The organism is Streptomyces sp. NPDC058650, assembly GCF_042717315.1.
Taxonomy (GTDB): domain Bacteria; phylum Actinomycetota; class Actinomycetes; order Streptomycetales; family Streptomycetaceae; genus Streptomyces.
Window position 1 is genome coordinate 358,439 of the sequence record NZ_JBHXRL010000002.1, and the last position, 17,576, is coordinate 376,014.

The 17,576-nt window shown below is 70.9% G+C and carries 16 protein-coding genes; 11 read left to right on the plus strand and 5 right to left on the minus strand.

Annotation, left to right across the window (positions count from 1 at the left end):
- Positions 1–10 precede the first annotated feature (10 nt).
- The 6 genes from coaD to mutM all read left to right on the plus strand — a co-directional run bounded on the left by coaD (position 11) and on the right by mutM (position 4,433).
- Entirely contained in the window at positions 11–490 is a 480-nt protein-coding gene (gene coaD, locus ACFWWU_RS05375; protein WP_314620756.1) for a pantetheine-phosphate adenylyltransferase, read from the plus strand.
- A gap of 110 nt (positions 491–600) precedes the next feature.
- Positions 601–1,662, plus strand: coding sequence for an ATP synthase F0 subunit B (locus tag ACFWWU_RS05380; protein ID WP_384139229.1), 1,062 nt, complete (start codon positions 601–603; stop codon positions 1,660–1,662).
- 73 nt (positions 1,663–1,735) lie between these two features.
- Entirely contained in the window at positions 1,736–2,443 is a 708-nt protein-coding gene (locus ACFWWU_RS05385; RefSeq protein WP_384139582.1) for a YceD family protein, read from the plus strand.
- Between the two features lie 2 nt (positions 2,444–2,445).
- Complete coding sequence (rpmF, locus tag ACFWWU_RS05390) at positions 2,446–2,619, plus strand: 50S ribosomal protein L32 (RefSeq protein ID WP_015036448.1); 174 nt, start codon at positions 2,446–2,448, stop codon at positions 2,617–2,619.
- A gap of 20 nt (positions 2,620–2,639) precedes the next feature.
- Positions 2,640–3,452 (plus strand): ribonuclease III, encoded by an 813-nt coding sequence (rnc, locus tag ACFWWU_RS05395; RefSeq protein WP_384139232.1) that lies wholly within the window; start codon positions 2,640–2,642, stop codon positions 3,450–3,452.
- Between the two features lie 120 nt (positions 3,453–3,572).
- Complete coding sequence (gene mutM / locus ACFWWU_RS05400) at positions 3,573–4,433, plus strand: bifunctional DNA-formamidopyrimidine glycosylase/DNA-(apurinic or apyrimidinic site) lyase (protein WP_384139235.1); 861 nt, start codon at positions 3,573–3,575, stop codon at positions 4,431–4,433.
- A 56-nt stretch (positions 4,434–4,489) separates the two neighbouring features.
- On the opposite strand, the gene ACFWWU_RS05405 is transcribed toward mutM, so the two are convergent.
- Positions 4,490–4,876: a winged helix-turn-helix transcriptional regulator gene (locus ACFWWU_RS05405; protein ID WP_384139238.1), complete on the minus strand. Its 387-nt coding sequence runs from the start codon at positions 4,874–4,876 to the stop codon at positions 4,490–4,492.
- 123 nt (positions 4,877–4,999) lie between these two features.
- On the opposite strand from ACFWWU_RS05405, the gene ACFWWU_RS05410 reads away from it, so the two are divergent.
- Entirely contained in the window at positions 5,000–5,584 is a 585-nt protein-coding gene (locus ACFWWU_RS05410; protein WP_384139241.1) for a flavodoxin family protein, read from the plus strand.
- Between the two features lie 92 nt (positions 5,585–5,676).
- Here ACFWWU_RS05410 and ACFWWU_RS05415 read toward each other — a convergent pair whose 3' ends face one another.
- Together ACFWWU_RS05415 and ACFWWU_RS05420 are read right to left on the minus strand one after the other, a co-directional pair.
- The gene (locus ACFWWU_RS05415; protein ID WP_384139245.1) at positions 5,677–7,293 is read right to left on the minus strand and encodes an MFS transporter; all 1,617 of its coding nucleotides are present in this window, start codon (positions 7,291–7,293) and stop codon (positions 5,677–5,679) included.
- A gap of 183 nt (positions 7,294–7,476) precedes the next feature.
- Entirely contained in the window at positions 7,477–8,484 is a 1,008-nt protein-coding gene (locus tag ACFWWU_RS05420; protein ID WP_384139248.1) for a CAP domain-containing protein, read from the minus strand.
- A gap of 203 nt (positions 8,485–8,687) precedes the next feature.
- Here ACFWWU_RS05420 and ACFWWU_RS05425 point away from each other — a divergent pair, with 203 nt between their 5' ends.
- From ACFWWU_RS05425 to ACFWWU_RS05440, 4 genes are all read left to right on the plus strand, one after another.
- The gene (locus ACFWWU_RS05425) at positions 8,688–8,969 is read left to right on the plus strand and encodes an acylphosphatase (RefSeq protein ID WP_384139251.1); all 282 of its coding nucleotides are present in this window, start codon (positions 8,688–8,690) and stop codon (positions 8,967–8,969) included.
- Positions 8,970–9,356: 387 nt separating this feature from the next.
- Complete coding sequence (locus ACFWWU_RS05430; RefSeq protein ID WP_055641131.1) at positions 9,357–9,575, plus strand: hypothetical protein; 219 nt, start codon at positions 9,357–9,359, stop codon at positions 9,573–9,575.
- A gap of 238 nt (positions 9,576–9,813) precedes the next feature.
- Positions 9,814–13,374, plus strand: a complete 3,561-nt coding sequence (gene smc / locus ACFWWU_RS05435; protein ID WP_384139254.1) for a chromosome segregation protein SMC — start codon at positions 9,814–9,816, stop codon at positions 13,372–13,374.
- A gap of 181 nt (positions 13,375–13,555) precedes the next feature.
- Complete coding sequence (locus ACFWWU_RS05440; protein WP_384139257.1) at positions 13,556–14,989, plus strand: sugar porter family MFS transporter; 1,434 nt, start codon at positions 13,556–13,558, stop codon at positions 14,987–14,989.
- 50 nt (positions 14,990–15,039) lie between these two features.
- Here ACFWWU_RS05440 and ACFWWU_RS05445 read toward each other — a convergent pair whose 3' ends face one another.
- Together ACFWWU_RS05445 and ACFWWU_RS05450 are read right to left on the minus strand one after the other, a co-directional pair.
- Positions 15,040–16,011 carry an LLM class flavin-dependent oxidoreductase gene (locus ACFWWU_RS05445; RefSeq protein ID WP_384139260.1) on the minus strand — a complete coding sequence of 324 codons (972 nt, stop codon included), beginning with the start codon at positions 16,009–16,011 and terminating at the stop codon, positions 15,040–15,042.
- Positions 16,012–16,068: 57 nt separating this feature from the next.
- Positions 16,069–17,526, minus strand: a complete 1,458-nt coding sequence (locus ACFWWU_RS05450) for a cytosine permease (protein ID WP_384139262.1) — start codon at positions 17,524–17,526, stop codon at positions 16,069–16,071.
- Between the last annotated feature and the right edge of the window lie 50 nt (positions 17,527–17,576).

Below are 17,576 nucleotides of genomic sequence, written 5' to 3' on the forward strand. Positions count from 1 at the left end.
GGGACTCACGTTGCGCCGCGCCGTCTGTCCGGGGTCTTTCGACCCCATCACCAACGGACATCTCGACATCATCGCCCGCGCCTCCAAGCTGTACGACGTCGTACACGTCGCGGTGATGATCAACCAGTCCAAGCAGGGACTGTTCACGGTCGACGAGCGGATCGAGCTGATCCGCGAGGTCACCGCCGACTTCGGCAACGTCGAGGTGGAGTCCTTCCATGGACTGCTCGTCGACTTCTGCAAGCAGCGGGACATCCCCGCCATCGTCAAGGGCCTGCGCGCGGTCAGCGACTTCGACTACGAGTTGCAGATGGCGCAGATGAACATCGGCCTCTCGGGCGTGGAGACCCTCTTCGTCCCCACCAACCCGACGTACAGCTTCCTCTCCTCCTCGCTGGTCAAGGAGGTGGCGGCCTGGGGCGGCGACGTCTCCCACCTGGTCCCGCCGCAGGTCCTCGGCCGGCTGACCGAGCGCCTCGCGCGGAAGTGACACGCGGCCACCTCCACTGACGCTCCGTCACCTGGTGTCGGACGGGAGCCGACTGCCCTTACAGTCGTCCCGTCCGTCTCCATCCAGCTGTAGAGAGTGGCGAGCACCCGGTGGACGTGCAGAAGAAGCTCGACGAGATCGTCGCGACCGTTCAGGGCGCCCGTTCCATGCCCATGTCGGCATCCTGCGTGGTCAACCGCGCCGAGCTGCTCTCCCTGCTCGAAGAGGTACGGGACGCCCTGCCCGGCTCCCTCGCCCAGGCCCAGGAGCTGATCGGCGGCCGTGAGCAGCTGGTCGAGCAGGCCCGCCAGGAGGCCGAGCGGATCATCGAGGCCGCCCACGCCGAGCGCGGCTCGATCGTCTCCGACACCCAGGTCGCCCGGGAGTCGCAGGGCGAGGCGGACCGGATCCTCGCCGAGGCCCGCCGCGAGGCCGAGGAGGTCCGTGCCGAGGCCGACGACTACGTCGACTCCAAGCTCGCGAACTTCGAGGTCGTCCTCAACAAGACCATCGGCTCCGTCGACCGGGGCCGCGAGAAGCTCCTCGGCCGCGGGCCGGGCCTCGACCAGGACGGTTACGCGGACGAGGACGCCCCCGAGTACAGCGCGGACCCGCAGACGCTGATCCAGCGGGCCGACGAGTACGTGGACGCCAAGCTGGGCGCCTTCGAAGCGGTCCTCAGCAAGACCCTGGAGGCCGTCGGTCGCGGCCGGCAGAAGCTGCACGGCCGGATCGCCTCCGACGACCTCGGCGAGCACATGGCCGCCCAGGACGGCCTCGGCGGCACGGTGCACACGAGCGACGCCGACTACCTCGCCGGGCTCGCGGAGCTCGCCGACCCCCAGCCGGTCCCGGTCCCCGCGCAGGCCCCCGCGCAGATCCCGGCCCAGCAGCAGCCCGACCCCTACGCGTACCAGCAGCATCAGCAGCCGCAGCAGGACCAGGCGTACGGCTACCAGCAGCAGCCGGACCCGTACGGCTACCAGCAGCAGCCCGACCCGTACGCCTACCAGGGGCAGTACGGCTACGAGCAGCAGCAGCAGCCGCAGCAGCACCAGTACCAGCCCCAGGCCCCGCAGCAGCAGCCGGCCGCCGCGCTCGACGAGACCAGTTTCTTCGACACGGGCATGATCGACCTGGAGCAGTTGCGCCGGTACGAACAGGGGCAGTAAGGGGCACGGGGCCCGGATTGGGCCCTGGGCGAAGCGTCCAGTATCCTGGCTCTTCGGTCGCGCGTATTCCGCGATCCTCGCTGCCCGCTTCTGGCAGCCCCCTCACGATTCGAAAGCAGGAAGAGCCCTGAGCACGCGCCTCGACCACCGCAACCCCCTCGTGTTCGACACGCACGAGCTGGGGCGGCGTCCTGGCGCCCTCCAGCGGCTCTCGCGTTCCGCCGAGGCCCCCACGGCCCTCGGCGTCGAAGGGGTCATCGGAGTGCCCGAGGGCGCTCCCGTGGAAATCGATCTCCGTCTTGAGTCGGTCATGGAAGGGGTGCTTGTCACAGGCACCGCCCGTGCATCGGCCGAGGGGGAGTGCGTAAGGTGTCTGGAGCCCGTCGAGCTGGAGCTCGACGTGGACTTCCAGGAGATGTTCTCGTACCCCGACTCCGACGACCGGGGCCGCTCCAAGGCGGCCGCGGACGACGAAGCCGAGGAAGACGAGAGCATGACCCCCCTCGAGGACGGCATGTTCGACCTCGAACCCATGCTGCGTGATGCGGTGGTGCTCGCACTGCCGATGCAGCCGGTGTGCCGGGATGACTGTGCGGGTCTGTGTTCCGAATGCGGAGCCAACCTGAACGAGAACCCGGGCCACCACCATGATGCCGTCGACGCCCGTTGGGCGGCATTGCAGGGACTCGCCGGTTCGCTGGGAACCGATGAGAAGGACAACATGAGCGGCAAAGCCTCTGACGGGGACGTCCGAAGCGCCGCCGAGAAGCAGGAGAAGTAGCCGTGGCTGTTCCGAAGCGGAAGATGTCGCGCAGCAACACGCGCCACCGCCGGTCGCAGTGGAAGGCTGCGGTCCCCACCCTGGTTTCGTGTGAGCGTTGCCAGGAGCCGAAGCTGCAGCACATCGCGTGCCCGAGCTGCGGCACCTACAACAAGCGCCAGGTCCTCTCGGTCTGATTGGGCTGGTGAGAGGCGCAATGTCTGAGTCCCGCAAGACGGACGACAAGACGGACCATGCCTCGTCCCACACGCTTCTGGAAGGGCGGCTCGGCTATCAGCTCGAGTCCGCCCTTCTGGTGCGTGCACTGACTCACCGTTCGTTCGCGTACGAGAACGGCGGTCTGCCCACCAACGAGCGGCTGGAGTTCCTCGGGGACTCCGTGCTCGGCCTGGTGGTCACGGACACGCTGTACCGCACCCACCCCGACCTGCCCGAAGGCCAGCTGGCCAAACTGCGGGCCGCGGTGGTCAACTCACGTGCACTTGCGGAGGTCGGTCGCGGCCTCGAACTCGGCTCCTTCATCCGGCTCGGCCGGGGCGAAGAGGGCACGGGTGGCCGGGACAAGGCGTCCATCCTCGCCGACACCCTTGAAGCGGTGATCGGCGCGGTCTATCTCGACCAGGGCCTCGACGCGGCGTCCGAGCTGGTTCACCGGCTCTTCGACCCGCTGATCGAGAAGTCCTCGAACCTCGGTGCCGGCCTGGACTGGAAGACCAGTCTCCAGGAGCTCACCGCGGCCGAGGGCCTGGGTGTGCCGGAGTACCTCGTAACCGAAGAGGGCCCGGACCACGAGAAGGTCTTCACTGCTGCCGCCCGCGTCGGTGGTGTCTCGTACGGCACCGGCACCGGCCGCAGCAAGAAGGAAGCGGAACAGCAGGCCGCGGAGTCCGCGTGGCGCGAGATTCGCGCCGCCGCGGACGAGCGCGTGGCGGCGGCCAAGGCCGCTGCCGAAGCCGGCACGGGAGAGGTCGCCGACCCCTCTCCGTCCGCGAACGGTGCGACGGCCTGACGGCCTTCGTCCACCGCTTCCCGAGAACCCCGCCCCCAGGGCGGGGTTCTCGTCTTTTCCCCCGCGTGTCCGCCGGTAGGGTTGAAGCGCTGTCGATCGAAGACGTCCGGAGGAGTCCCCGTGCCCGAGCTGCCCGAGGTCGAGGTCGTACGGCGCGGACTGGAGCGCTGGGTCGCCGGGCGGACCGTGACCGAGGTCGAGGTGCTGCACCCGAGGGCCGTACGGCGCCATCCGACGGGCGGCGCGGACTTCGCCGCGCGGCTGAAGGGGCAGCGGTTCGAGGTGGCGCGGCGGCGCGGCAAGTACCTGTGGCTGCCGCTGGCCGACACCGGCACCTCCGTGCTCGGGCACCTCGGCATGAGCGGCCAGCTGCTCGTCCAGCCGGAGGACGCCGCCGACGAGAAGCACCTCCGCGTCCGGATCCGCTTCGACGATACGGCCGGCACCGAACTCCGCTTCGTCGACCAGCGCACCTTCGGCGGGCTCTCGCTGCACGACCAGACCCCCGACGGGCTGCCGGACGTCATCGCGCACATCGCCCGGGACCCGCTGGACCCCGAGTTCGACGAGGCCGCGTTCCACCGCGCGCTGCGGCAGCGCCGTACGACCGTCAAGCGGGCCCTGCTCGACCAGTCGCTGATCAGCGGCGTCGGCAACATCTACGCGGACGAGGCGCTCTGGCGGTCCAGGCTGCACTACGACCGGCCCACCGCCACGATCACCCGGCCGCGCTCGGCGGAGCTCCTCGGGCACGCCCGGGACGTGATGAACGAAGCCCTCGCGGTCGGCGGCACCAGCTTCGACAGCCTCTACGTGAACGTCAACGGCGAGTCCGGCTACTTCGACCGCTCGCTCGACGCCTACGGGCGCGAGGACGAGCCGTGCCACCGCTGCGGTACGCCGATGCGCCGACGCCCCTGGATGAACCGCTCCAGCTACTTCTGCCCGCGCTGCCAGCGTCCGCCGCGCCCGAGCGCGTGACGGGGCGGCCGATCAGGCCGTGACGGTCGGGTCCGTGACGATCGGGTCCGTGACGGTCAGGCCGTGACCGGGGCCGCGCGCTCCCCGTCGTACCTCACGCGAGCCGCCTCGACCTGCGGCATGCGGTCCTCGACCAGCTGGATCAGCCCGATCAGCCGCTCCGCGATCTCGCGGCCGAGTGGGGTGAGCCGGTAATCGACCCGCGGCGGGTTCGTGGGCTGCGCGTCCCGGTGGACGAGGCCGTCGCGCTCCAGGGCGTGGAGGGTCTGCGACAGCATCTTCTCGCTCACGCCGTCGACCCGGCGCCGCAGCTCGTTGAAGCGGAACGTCCCGTCGTACAGGGCGCCGAGGGTCAGGCTGCCCCAGCGGCCCGTCACATGCTCCAGCGTGCCGCGCGACGGGCAGGCCCGCGCGAACACGTCGTAGGCGAGGTCGTCAGTCATGCCCACCACCGTACTCGCGTGCAGCGCTTACCGCCACGGCAGCGCTAACCATCTTCTTGCGCTTTCCAAAAGTTAGTGCTCTACTTCTGGTCGTACCCCCCGCAGACCTTCGAGGAGCTTCTTGTGACCACCCCCGTCGTCTCCATCGCCTACCACTCCGGCTACGGCCACACCGCCGTCCTCGCCGAAGCCGTCCGCGACGGTGCCGTCGACGCGGGCGCCACCGTCCACCTGATCAAGGTCGACGGGATCACCGACGCCGAGTGGGAGCTGCTCGACTCCTCCGACGCGATCGTCTTCGGCTCCCCGACCTACATGGGCACCGCCTCCGGCGCCTTCCACCAGTTCGCCGAGGCCACCTCGAAGCGCTGGTTCACCGACGCCTGGCTGGACAAGCTCGCCGCCGGATTCACCAACTCCGGTTCCAAGAGCGGTGACAAGCTGCACACCCTGCAGTTCTTCCAGACCCTCGCCGGGCAGCACGGCATGACCTGGGTCAACCTCGGCCTGAAGCCCGGCTGGAACAGCAGCGAGGCCTCCGAGAACGACCTCAACCGCCTCGGCTTCTTCTCCGGCGCCGGCGCCCAGACCCACACCGACCTGGGCCCCGAGGGCGTCCACAAGGCGGATGTCGCCACCGCGGAGCACCTCGGCCACCGCGTCGCCGCGACCGCCCGCACCTTCGTCGTGGGCAAGGCCGCCGCCTGACGTCCGGAACGTAACCGTACGCGGAAGGGCCCCGCCACCACTGCGGTGACCGGGCCCTTCCGCGTAGGCGCCCACACCGTGGCCGTCCGTCGCTACGCTGTCGGCGCGCGGGGCTGGGTCGTCGGGATCCGCTGGGTGAAGAAGAGCGCGAGAACGGCGGCGAAGGCGAGGGCGGCGAGTGCGGCCTTCAGGCCGTCGAGCCGGGCGTCGGCGTTCGCGTCCAGCACGGCCGAGGTCACCTCCGGGCTCGTGCCGGCTTCGTCGAGGGCGGTCGTGAGCTGGGCGTCCGACAGGAAGGGCGCACCGCTGCTGAGTTCGACGGTCGCCTGACTCGTGACCTCGGCCGGTACCGCCGGGTTCTGGTCCACGGTGGTCAGGAACGACGACGTGAGCGCGGCGATCATGATCGACCCGGCGAGTGCCGTGCCGATCGAGGCACCGAGATTGGTGACGGCGTTCTGGACGCCTCCGACCTCCGCGCTCTGCTCCTCCGGCGCCGCGGACACGGTGACCGACCCGAGCTGGGACGCCAGCGCGCCCATGCCGAGCCCGACGAACAGGAGGGGCACCGTGACGATCTCCGCACCGGCCCCCGCGTCGAGCGCGCCCATCAGGATCACCGCGCCGACGAGCAGCGCGAGGATGCCGAGCCGCACCACCCGCCGCGGGGAGACGTCCGGGAGGAAGCGGGGGATCAGGACCGCGGCTGCCAGCAGGGTGAGCGAGAGCGGTAGGAGACGGGCGCCGGTCATGAGCGCGGACAGGCCCAGGGCGACCGACAGATAGAGCGGTACGACGAAGAACACGCCCATCTGCACGAGGTACTGGAAGAAGAACATCGTCAGCCCACCGGTGAGCTGTCTGTTGCGCAGCATGGCCGGGTCGACGAGCGGCTCCCGGCGCCGCTCCACGAGCCGGGCCTCCCAGCGGAGGAAGAGCCAGATCAGCAGGAGCCCCGCGAGCATCATCCAGACGACCGGGGAGATCCCGAGCAGCGAGGGCGCGTCGGGCTTCGGCCGGAGCCAGCCCCACTCGTCCGAGCGCAGGACGCCGTAGACGAAGACCCCGATCCCCAGGGCGGAGAGCACGGCGCCGACGAGATCGATGCGGGGGCGTTCCTCGCTCGGGGCGTCGGCGATGCCACGAGCGAGGACCAGGATGCCGAGCACCACCAGGACCTCACCGGCGAAGACCCAGCGCCAGGAGAAGTACGTCGTCGCGATGCCCCCGATGAGGGGCCCGAGCGCGATCGCCACGGCCCCGGCGGCCGCGACGAGTCCGTAGGCGGCCGGACGGCGCTCCACGGGGAAGTTGCCGGCCACGAGCGCCACGATCGCCGGCAGGATGAGGGCCGCTCCGATGCCTTCGAGGAACGACCAGCCGAACAGCAGCACGGGCAGGTTCGTTGCGAGTGCCGTGACGAGGGAGCCGCAGCCGTAGACGCAGCAGCCGATCAGGAACGCGCGCTTGCGGCCGATCAGCCCCCCGACCTTGCCTCCGGGGATCATGAACATCGCCATCACCAGGGTGTAGGCGGTGATCGCCCCCTGGATGCCCGTCACCGTCGTACCCACGTCGTCGGCGACGGTCGCGATCGAGACGTTCATGACGGAGCTGTCGAGCGCCATGAGGAACTGACCGGCCGCGAGTGTCAGCAGCACGAGTCGCGTCGATGCCGAACTCTTGGTGGTACCTGCCCCCGGCTTCATGAGGGGATCGTCCCAGCCGCCCCGGAGAACGGGCGGCGGACCGCCCCGGATTTGGGCCGGTCGGCGTATCGAGGCCGGCGCGAAAGAGGGACGGGCCGCCTCGGCGGCCGATGCGGGCGCCGAGACGGCCCGGGGGGAGCCGACGGGTCGCGACCTACGGACGGATCACGACCCGGGGAGAGCTCAGCGGCCGAAGTCCTGGGTCCACCACGGGCCGCCGTCGCCGAACTGGACGCCGACGCCCAGCGTCGTGAAGTCGCAGTTCAGTATGTTGGCGCGGTGGCCGTCGCTGTTCATCCAGGAGTCCATCACGGCCGCGGCGTCCGCCTGGCCGCGGGCGATGTTCTCGCCGCCCAGGCCCGAGACGCCCGCCTGCTCCGCGCGCACCCACGGCGTGGCCCCGTCCGGGTCCGTGTGGTCGAAGAAGCCGCGCTCCGCCATGTCCGCGCTGAACGCCCCGGCCAGCGCCGCGAGCTGAGCGTCCGCACGGACGGGGGTGCAGCCCACCGCGGCGCGCTCGACGTTGACCAGCCGGAGGACCTCCGCCTCGGCCGCCTCGTCGCGGTCGGCCGTGGAGGGCGCGGCCGAGGTCTCGACCGGCGCCTCGGTGGTCGGGGCAGGCCGCGGGACGGCGGGCTTCGTCGTGGCCGGCTTCGTCGTGGGCGCGGCCTTCGGAGTCACGGGCTTGGCGCTGCTCGGCGACGTCGACGGGGTCGGCTTCGCGCTGGGCTTCGCGCTCGGCCTCGTGCTCGGCTTCGTGCTCGGCTTCGCGGAGGTGGACGGGGCGGCCGAGGGCGACGCCGTCTTGCCGGCGCTCGCGCTCTTGCTCGCACTCGGGCTCGTACCCGACCCGGAGGGCGCCTTGGTCGCCGTGCCGCTGCCCGTGCCGCCCGCCTCGCCGTCGGCCGGGGTCTGGGTCGCCCCGCCCTGCGTCGTCAGCTCCGGGGCCTGTCGGGACTGGACCTGGCGCTCGCCCGTACCGGCTGTGCCCATGGTGAAGGTGTCACCGCCGGGCAGCAGACCCGAAGCGACGGCCACGGCTCCCACCGCGACCGCCGCGGAGGCGCCGAGGAGTCCGGTGCGCACGGGGGTGCTCAGCCGCCTCCGGCGGTCACCCCGGTGCCGGCGGTCCGTACCGGCCGCGTAGTCTTCTGCGGCGGGTGCGGCGCCGGAGCGACGGTGGCGTCCCATCTGCTGCCCTGCCTTCCTCTACGGAGCTCCGCCGTTCGCTGCGGATCTTTGCTGGCGTTTGCTGATCTTTGCTGTCGGCGTGATTCGGGCCGACCGCCGAATGGCGCGCGCCCGAACGGGTGAGGCGCATTCCGTCGGGACTGTACGCGATGAGAAGCCGGGGTGACGTGCTCATCGTGCAATTCGCCGGTTAGCGTGCAGCCATGAGTGACGACGTACGGATGACCGCCTGGGTGCGCGGCCGGGTACAGGGAGTGGGCTTCCGCTGGTTCACCAGGGCAAACGCACTGGAGATCGGCGGCCTCGTGGGCTTCGCCCTGAACCTCGACGACGGCCGGGTCCAGGTGGTGGCCGAGGGGCCGAGTGAGAATTGCCACCGTCTTCTCGACTGGCTCCGCACGGGCGACACGCCCGGCCGCGTGGACGGCGTGACAGAGATATGGGGCACCCCGCGCGGAGGCTATGACGGCTTCGCGATCCGCTGACGTTCGCGGCGGCGGCCCCTCGACGGTGACCGGGAGGGGCGCTGCGGGGACGCGCGGTGACGAGGGTCCGGCGGGAGAACTGCCTGGTGGTTGCCAAGAAGTGCGCGCCGTGGAAGGCTGCCCGTTAAGGATGATCGCAACGCCCCGAGGTCCCGGGTCGAGAGGTGCCGCCGCGTGCTGAGCGGCCGCCCACTCCCCGGTCGCCCCTTCAAACGGGGCGTGATCGTGTTGACCGTCAAACTTTTTGGTGAGACGCTGGAATCCCCGCGCACCTTAGCTGTTTGGCAGTGAAGAACCGGCACGATGCACTGCCGAGCACCGCGGGTGCGAATCCCTCACGACCCACACCGCAATCGGTCGGTCACTCAGTGTGGAGGACCATCCATCATGGCAAAGGCGCTTCTCGGTTACGTCGGCGGCTCCGACCCGCGACTCCTCGCCGAGATGCGACGGCTTCAGCAGCGTGTTCAGGACCTGGAATCCGAGCTGGTACGGATCCAGTCCGAGAACGACACGCTTGCGGCTGCCGCCGCTCAGCACCAGGGAGAGTCGCTGCTCGACAGCATCGATCTCGACGTACCCCAGGCGGAGCCTGCGCTCACCTGACAACCCAGCCCCTAGGGGCCACAGGTGGGAAACACTCCGTCCGGCATCGACGACCGGGAAACTCACCCCGGCGTAGCCGGATACGGCACAACTGGATATGCAAGGGGCGCTTCGGCGTCCCTTCTTTCTTTCACCCGCCGTTTCCCCCACGGCCCACCCCTGGCCCACCCCTCCTCACCCGATGATCTGCCCTGCACGTTCGCGAGTGAAACGCGCGGGCCCCGGTAGAGTCCCCGGGGTGCACCTCAAGGCCCTGACCCTCCGCGGATTCAAGTCGTTCGCCTCGGCCACGACCCTGCGGTTCGAACCCGGCATCACCTGTGTCGTGGGCCCCAACGGATCGGGCAAGTCCAATGTCGTGGACGCCCTGTCCTGGGTCATGGGCGAGCAGGGTGCCAAGTCGCTGCGCGGCGGCAAGATGGAGGACGTCATCTTCGCCGGCACGACCGGGCGCCCTCCGCTCGGCCGCGCCGAGGTCTCGCTGACCATCGACAACTCCGACGGCGCGCTGCCCATCGAGTACGCCGAGGTCACCCTCACCCGGATCATGTTCCGGGGCGGCAGCAGCGAGTACCAGATCAACGGCGACACCTGCCGGCTCCTCGACATCCAGGACCTGCTCTCCGATTCCGGCATCGGGCGCGAGATGCACGTCATCGTCGGACAGGGGCAGCTCGACTCCGTCCTGCACGCCGATCCGATGGGTCGCCGCGCCTTCATCGAGGAGGCCTCCGGCGTCCTCAAGCACCGCAAGCGGAAAGAGAAGGCGCTGCGGAAGCTGGACGCGATGCAGGCCAACCTCGCGCGCGTGCAGGACCTCGCCGACGAACTCCGCCGCCAGCTCAAGCCCCTCGGCCGGCAGGCCGCCGTCGCCCGCCGCGCCGTCGTCATCCAGGCCGACCTCCGCGACGCCCGCCTCCGGCTCCTCGCCGACGACCTGGTCCGGCTCCAGCGGGCGCTCACCGCCGAGGTCGCCGACGAGGAGGCGCTCCTCGCCCGCAAGGAGGCCACCGAGACCGAGCTGCGCGCCGCCCTCGCCCGCGAGGCGGAACTCGACGCGGAGGCCGGCGCCCTCGCACCCCGGCTCGAACGCGCCCAGCAGAGCTGGTACGCCCTCTCGCAGCTCGCCGAACGCGTCCGCGGCACGATCTCCCTCGCCGACGCGCGCGTGAAGAGCGCCGACGACGCCCCCGCCGAGGAGCGGCGCGGCCGCGACCCCGAGGACCTGGAGCGGGAGGCCGCTCGCGTCCGTGAGCAGGAGGCCGAGCTGGAAGCCGCCCTGGAGGCGGCCGAACGTGCCCTGGAGGACACCGTCGCCCACCGCGCCGAGCTCGAACGCGCGCTGACGGTGGAGGAGCGCCGCCTCAAGGACGCGGCCCGGGCCATCGCCGACCGGCGCGAAGGCCTCGCCCGCCTCAACGGCCAGGTCAACGCGGCCCGTTCGCGCGCCGGCGCCGCCCAGGCCGAGATCGACCGGCTGGCCGCCGCCCGCGACGAGGCGGGGGAGCGGGCGGTCGCCGCCCAGGAGGAGTACGAGCAGCTCACCGCGGAGGTCGAGGGCCTCGATGCCGCCGACGGCGCACACGGCGAACGGTACGAGGCGGCCCGCCGCGAACTGGCCGAGGCGGAGGGCGCGCTGAGCGCCGCCCGCGACGCGCTCGGGACCGCCGAACGCAGCCGGGCCGCGACCCGGGCCCGGCACGACACGCTCGCCCTCGGCCTGCGCCGCAAGGACGGCACGGGCGCACTGCTCTCCGCCGGCGTCACCGGACTCCTCGGCCCGGCCGCCGAACTCCTCACCGTCACCCCGGGATACGAGATCCCCGTGGCCGCGGCCCTCGGCGCCGTCGCCGACGCGGTCGCCGCCACCGGACCGGCCGCCGCGGCCGAAGCACTCCGCCTGCTCCGCAAGCAGGACGCGGGCCGCGCCTCCTTCCTCCTGACCGGCGCTCCGGAGCCGTCCCCCGACTCGGGGGCCGAGGGTTGCCCGAGCGCCGCCGACCTGGTGCGCGGCCCCGCCGAACTCCTGCCCGCCGTCCGCCGCTTGCTCGCCGGGGTGGTCGTCGTCGACGGCCTCGACGAGGCCGAGCGGCTGGTCCGGTCACGGCCGGGACTGACCGCGGTGACCGCCGAAGGGGACCTGCTCGGCGGGCACTTCGCGCACGGCGGCTCCGCCGGTGCGCCCAGCCTGCTCGAAGTCCAGGCCTCGGTGGCCGAAGCCGCCGCCGAGCTCGACGAACTGACCGTACGCTGCGAGCGGTTGACCACCGCGCAGCGCGAGGCCGACGAGCGCCGCCGGACCGCCGGAGCGCGCGTCGAGGAGCTGGACGCGACCCGCCGGGCCGCCGAGCGGGAGAAGTCGGCCGTCGCCAAGGAACTGGGGCGGCTCGCCGGGCAGGCCAGGGGAGCGGCGGGGGAGGCCGAGCGGACCACGGCGGCCGTCGCCCGCGCCCAGGACGCCCTGGAGAACGCCGTCGCCGAGGCGGAGGAGCTGGCGGAACGGCTCCTCGTGGCCCAGGAGGCCACCTACTCCGGGGGCGGTGACGACGAGCCCGACACCTCCGTCCGTGACCGGCTCTCGATCGACGGCTCCAACGCGCGCCAGACCGAGATGGAGGCGCGGCTCCAGGTCCGTACCCACGAGGAACGGGTCAAGGGGCTCGCCGGGCGCGCCGACTCCCTCGACCGGGCCGCCCGCGCCGAACGCGAGGCACGCGCGCGTGCCGAGCGGCGCCGCGCCCGGCTCCGGCACGAGCGGCAGGTCGCGGGCGCGGTCGCCGCCGGTGCCCGCGGGCTCCTGGCCCATGTGGAGGTCTCGCTCGTCCGCGCCGAGCGGGAGCGGGTGGCGGCCCAGGCGGCGAGGGCCGATCGTGAACAGGGGCTCACGGTGGCCCGCGCCCGCGCCCGGGACCTCAAGGCCGAGCTCGACAAGCTGACCGACTCGGTCCACCGCGGCGAGGTGCTCGGCGCGGAGAAGCGGCTGCGGATCGAACAACTGGAGGCGAAGGCCCTGGAGGAGTTCGGGGTGGAGGCGGCCGCGCTGGTCGCCGAGTACGGCCCCGACCAGCCCGTACCCCCGTCGCCGTCCATGGACGGCGAGCCGGCCGCCGAAGAGGACCACGAGAACCCGGAGACCGGGCCGCGGCCGTTCGTCCGTTCGGAGCAGGAGAAGCGGCTGAAGGCCGCCGAACGGGCGTACCACCAGCTCGGCAAGGTCAATCCGCTGGCCCTGGAGGAGTTCGCGGCCCTGGAGGAGCGGCACCGGTTCCTCTCCGAGCAGCTGGAGGACCTGAAGAAGACCCGGACCGACCTCCTTCAGGTCGTGAAGGAGGTCGACGTGCGGGTCGAGCAGGTCTTCACGGAGGCGTACCGGGACACGGCCCGGGAGTTCGAGGGCGTCTTCTCGCGGCTCTTCCCCGGCGGCGAGGGCCGGCTGATCCTCACCGACCCGGACGACATGCTCACCACCGGCGTCGACGTGGAGGCCCGTCCGCCGGGCAAGAAGGTCAAGCGGCTCTCGCTGCTCTCCGGCGGCGAGCGTTCGCTGACCGCCGTGGCGCTGCTCGTCTCGATCTTCAAGGCCCGGCCCAGCCCGTTCTACGTGATGGACGAGGTCGAGGCGGCGCTCGACGACACCAACCTCCAGCGGCTGATCCGGATCATGGAGGAGCTCCAGGAGTCCTCGCAGCTGATCGTGATCACGCACCAGAAGCGGACGATGGAGGTCGCGGACGCGTTGTACGGGGTCTCCATGCAGGGCGACGGCGTCTCGAAGGTGATCAGCCAGCGGCTGCGCTGACGTACATCCCTTCAAGTGTTGAACCCATAGGTACCCCAGACGTTCTTAAAGTCATACGACATCAACTATTGACTTCGAAACTTGAAGGCATAGTCTCTGCAACGTTGCTTTTACCTTCACGTGGTGAGCGGCGTGAAGTTGTGCGCCACTGGAAGGGCTTGCCCCCCACCCAGGAGTCCATGTGACCAGCACCGCGCAGGCGCCCACGCCGCCGCCGTCCGAAGGCCGAGCGGCCCATCCTGACCACCTCGGCCACGTCATCTTCATCACGGCGTCCGCCGCTATGGGCGGCTTCCTCTTCGGCTACGACAGCTCCGTGATCAATGGCGCGGTCGAGGCGATCCGCGACCGCTACGACATCGGCTCCGGCACCCTCGCCCAGGTCATCGCCATCGCCCTGATCGGCTGCGCCATCGGCGCCGCGACCGCCGGCCGGATCGCCGACCGCATCGGCCGCATCCGCTGCATGCAGATCTCCGCGGTCCTCTTCGCCGTCAGCGCCGTGGGCTCCGCGCTCCCCTTCGCCCTCTGGGACCTGGCCCTCTGGCGGGTCGTCGGAGGCTTCGCCATCGGCATGGCCTCGGTCATCGGCCCCGCGTACATCGCCGAGGTCGCCCCCGCCGCCTACCGCGGCCGCCTCGGCTCCTTCCAGCAGGCCGCGATCGTCATCGGCATCGCCATCTCCCAGCTGGTCAACTACGGCATCCTCCAGCTCGCCGACGGCGACCAGCGCGGCGAGATCGGCGGCCTTGAGGCCTGGCAGTGGATGCTCGGCGTGATGGTCGTCCCCGCGTTCCTCTACGGCATGCTCTCCTTCGCCATCCCCGAGTCCCCGCGCTTCCTCATCTCCGTGGGGAAGACCGACCGGGCCAAGGAGGTGCTCGCCGAGGTCGAGGGCCACGGCGTCGACCTGGACGCGCGCGTCCAGGAGATCGACCGGGCCATGCGCAGCGAGCACAAGTCCACCTTCAAGGACCTGCTCGTCGCCGGCGGACGCTTCAAGCTGCTGCCCATCGTCTGGGTCGGCATCGGACTCTCCGTCTTCCAGCAGCTCGTCGGCATCAACGTCGCCTTCTACTACTCCTCGACGCTCTGGCAGTCCGTCGGCATCGACCCGTCCAGCTCGTTCTTCTACTCGTTCACCACGTCGATCATCAACATCGTCGGCACCGTGATCGCGATGGTCCTGGTCGACCGGGTCGGCCGCAAGCCGCTCGCCCTCGTCGGCTCCGTCGGCATGGCGATCGCCCTCGCCGTCGAGGCCTGGGCCTTCTCCGCCGACCTCGTCGACGGCAAGCTCCCCGAGACCCAGGGCGTCGTGGCGCTCGTCGCCGCCCACGTCTTCGTCCTCTTCTTCGCCCTCTCCTGGGGCGTCGTGGTCTGGGTCTTCCTCGGCGAGATGTTCCCCAACCGGATCCGCGCCGCCGCCCTCGGCGTCGCCGCCTCCGCCCAGTGGATCGCCAACTGGGCCATCACCGCGAGCTTCCCGTCCCTCGCCGACTGGAACCTCTCCGGCACCTACGTGATCTACACGATCTTCGCCGTGCTCTCGATCCCCTTCGTGCTCAGGTACGTCAAGGAGACCAAGGGCAAGGCGTTGGAGGAGATGGGCTAACCCCCCGCTGCCCCTCTCCTCACCCACGGAACTGCCCCGGCCCGAGGCCCCTATGCCTTGAGCCGGGGCAGTACGCCGTCGCAGAACAGCCGCAGGCTCCGCCACCCCTCCTCGACCGGCATCCCGCCGCACAGCGGATGCAGCACCAGGCTCTCCAGACCGAGCGCCACGCACGCGTCCGGGGTCACCACCCGGTACACGCCCTCCGCGCGCAGCTCCTCCACCGTCGTCGCCGTCGACCGCACCGCCGAGCGGATGTCCTTCGACTGCCAGGAGGCGTACGTCCGCGCCTCGTGCAGGAAGTGCTCCCCGTACTCCGCCCAGGTCCGGTCCGGGTCCTCCGACAGGTGCAGCAGCGGCGTCTCCTCGGCCGGCATCATCGTCCAGCCCTCCGTGCCGTACTCGGCGCACCGCTCCCGGTAGTACGCCTCGAGCTCCGGCAGGTGCGCGCTCGGGAAGAACGGCAGTCCGAGCCGGGCCGCCCGCCGCGCCGCCGCCCGCGACGAGCCCCCGACCAGCAGCATCGGGTGCGGCTGGGTGAGCGGCCGCGGGGTGACCCGTACCGTACGGCCCTGATACGTGAACGGCTCACCGCTCCACGCCGTCAGCAGCGTCTCCAGGAGCAGGTCCTGGAGCTTCCCGCGCCGGCCCCAGTCGACCCCGCGCTCCTCGTACTCCTCCGGCCGGTAGCCAATCCCCGCCACCGTCACCAGCCGGCCGCCGCTCAGCAGGTCCAGGACCGCGATGTCCTCCGCGAGACGCAGCGGGTCGTGCAGTGGCCCGATGATCGCCGAGACGGTCACCGCGATCCTCTTCGTCGCCCCGAAGACCGCGCCCGCGAAGGCGAAGGGGGAGGGCAGCCAGTTGTTCGCGACGCCGTGGTGCTCCTCGGTCTGGACCGTGTCGACCCCGTGCGCGTCGGCGTGGGCGGCCATCTCGACGGCGGCCCGGTAGCGGGCCGAGAGGGAGACGGGGGTCGCCCGCGGGTCGACGAGGTTGAACCGTACGACTGTGAAGGGCATGGGAAGTCCCCCTCCGCTCGTGGGATCCGGCGAAGGGGGACGCTATCTGACGTGGCGTCAGATGGAAACGGTCTCGCGCACCTCGGCGGGCTCAGCCGAAGCCTGCTCGGGAGTACGCGGCAGCACGGCGTACAGCACGCCCGCCACCACGATCGTCGCCGCCCAGCCCAGGCCGTTCTCACCGATCCACGACGAGGCGAGCGGGCCCGAGAACCAGTCGACCTTCGTGAACAGCAGGCCCACGAGCAGCGCCACGGCCCACGCCGTCATCGCCTGCCAGGCGAAGCCGCCCCGGTACCAGTAGGCACTGGTCCGGGTCGTGTCCATCAGTGCCACCGCGTCGTACGTCCTCCGGCGCAGCATGTCCACGCCGAAGACGCCGATCCACGCCGAGAACGCCACCGCGAGCAGGGTGAGGAAGGAGATGAACGAACCGATGAAGCTCGTCGCCACCACCATCAGCAGGAAGCCGAAGACCAGGCTGATCACGGCGTTCACGCTGACCGCCGCCGCGCGCGACACCTTGATGCCCAGGGTCTGCGCCGTGAAGCCGGCCGAGTACATCGACATCGAGTTGATCAGCAGCATCCCGAGCAGCGCGATCACCAGGTACGGCACGGAGATCCACATCGGGAGCAGTTCGCCGATGAAGGAGACCGGGTCCTGCGCCGAGGCCAGGTCCGGCGTCGACACCGCCATCACCGCGCCCATCAGCACCATCGGCAGGACCACGATCCCGGCGCCGCCGACCGTCGAGCCGACCATGGCCTTGGAGGAGGCCGTACGGGGCAGGTAGCGGGTGAAGTCCGGCCCCGACGGGACCCAGCTGATGCCGCCGGCCGCGATCGTGCCGATGCCCGCGACCATCATCGCCGTCGAACCGGCCGGCTTGTCGAAGACCGCGGACCAGTCGGTGTTCGCCACCAGATAGACCAGGACGAGGACCGAGAAGGCGCCGAAGAGGTACGTGGACCACTTGCTGCACACCCGCAGCGCGTTGATGCCCAGGCCCGAGACCAGGAAGGTGCAGGTGACGAAGAGCAGCAGCGTCACGACGATGAGCAGCGTGTTCGACTTCACGCCGAAGAGCAGGTCGAGCACGGTCAGCACCGCGTAGGCGCCGGTCACCGCGTTGATGGTCTCCCAGCCCCAGCGGGCGACCCAGATCAGCGCACCGGGAAAAAGGTTTCCGCGCTGGCCGAACACGGCCCGCGACAGCGCCATGCCCGGCGCACCGCCACGCTTGCCCGCGATCGAGATCAGGCCGACGATCCCGTACGAGAGGACGGGCGCGGCGATCGCCACGGTCAGGACCTGCCAGAAGTTCAGGCCGTTGAAGACGATCAGACCGGCGCCCATCGTGAGCAGAAGCACACTGATGTTGGCCGCGACCCAGGTCGGGAACAGCTCGCGGACCCGACCGGTCCGCTCGGCGTCGGGGACGGGCTCGAGACCGCGGGTCTCCATCGCGCCGTCGTGCGTCGCGCCTGCGCCTTCGGAGGCGTCGTGGGACATGGGGGTACTCCGTAAAGAGGTGGGGGAGCCATCCAGGGTACGTGCTCCGC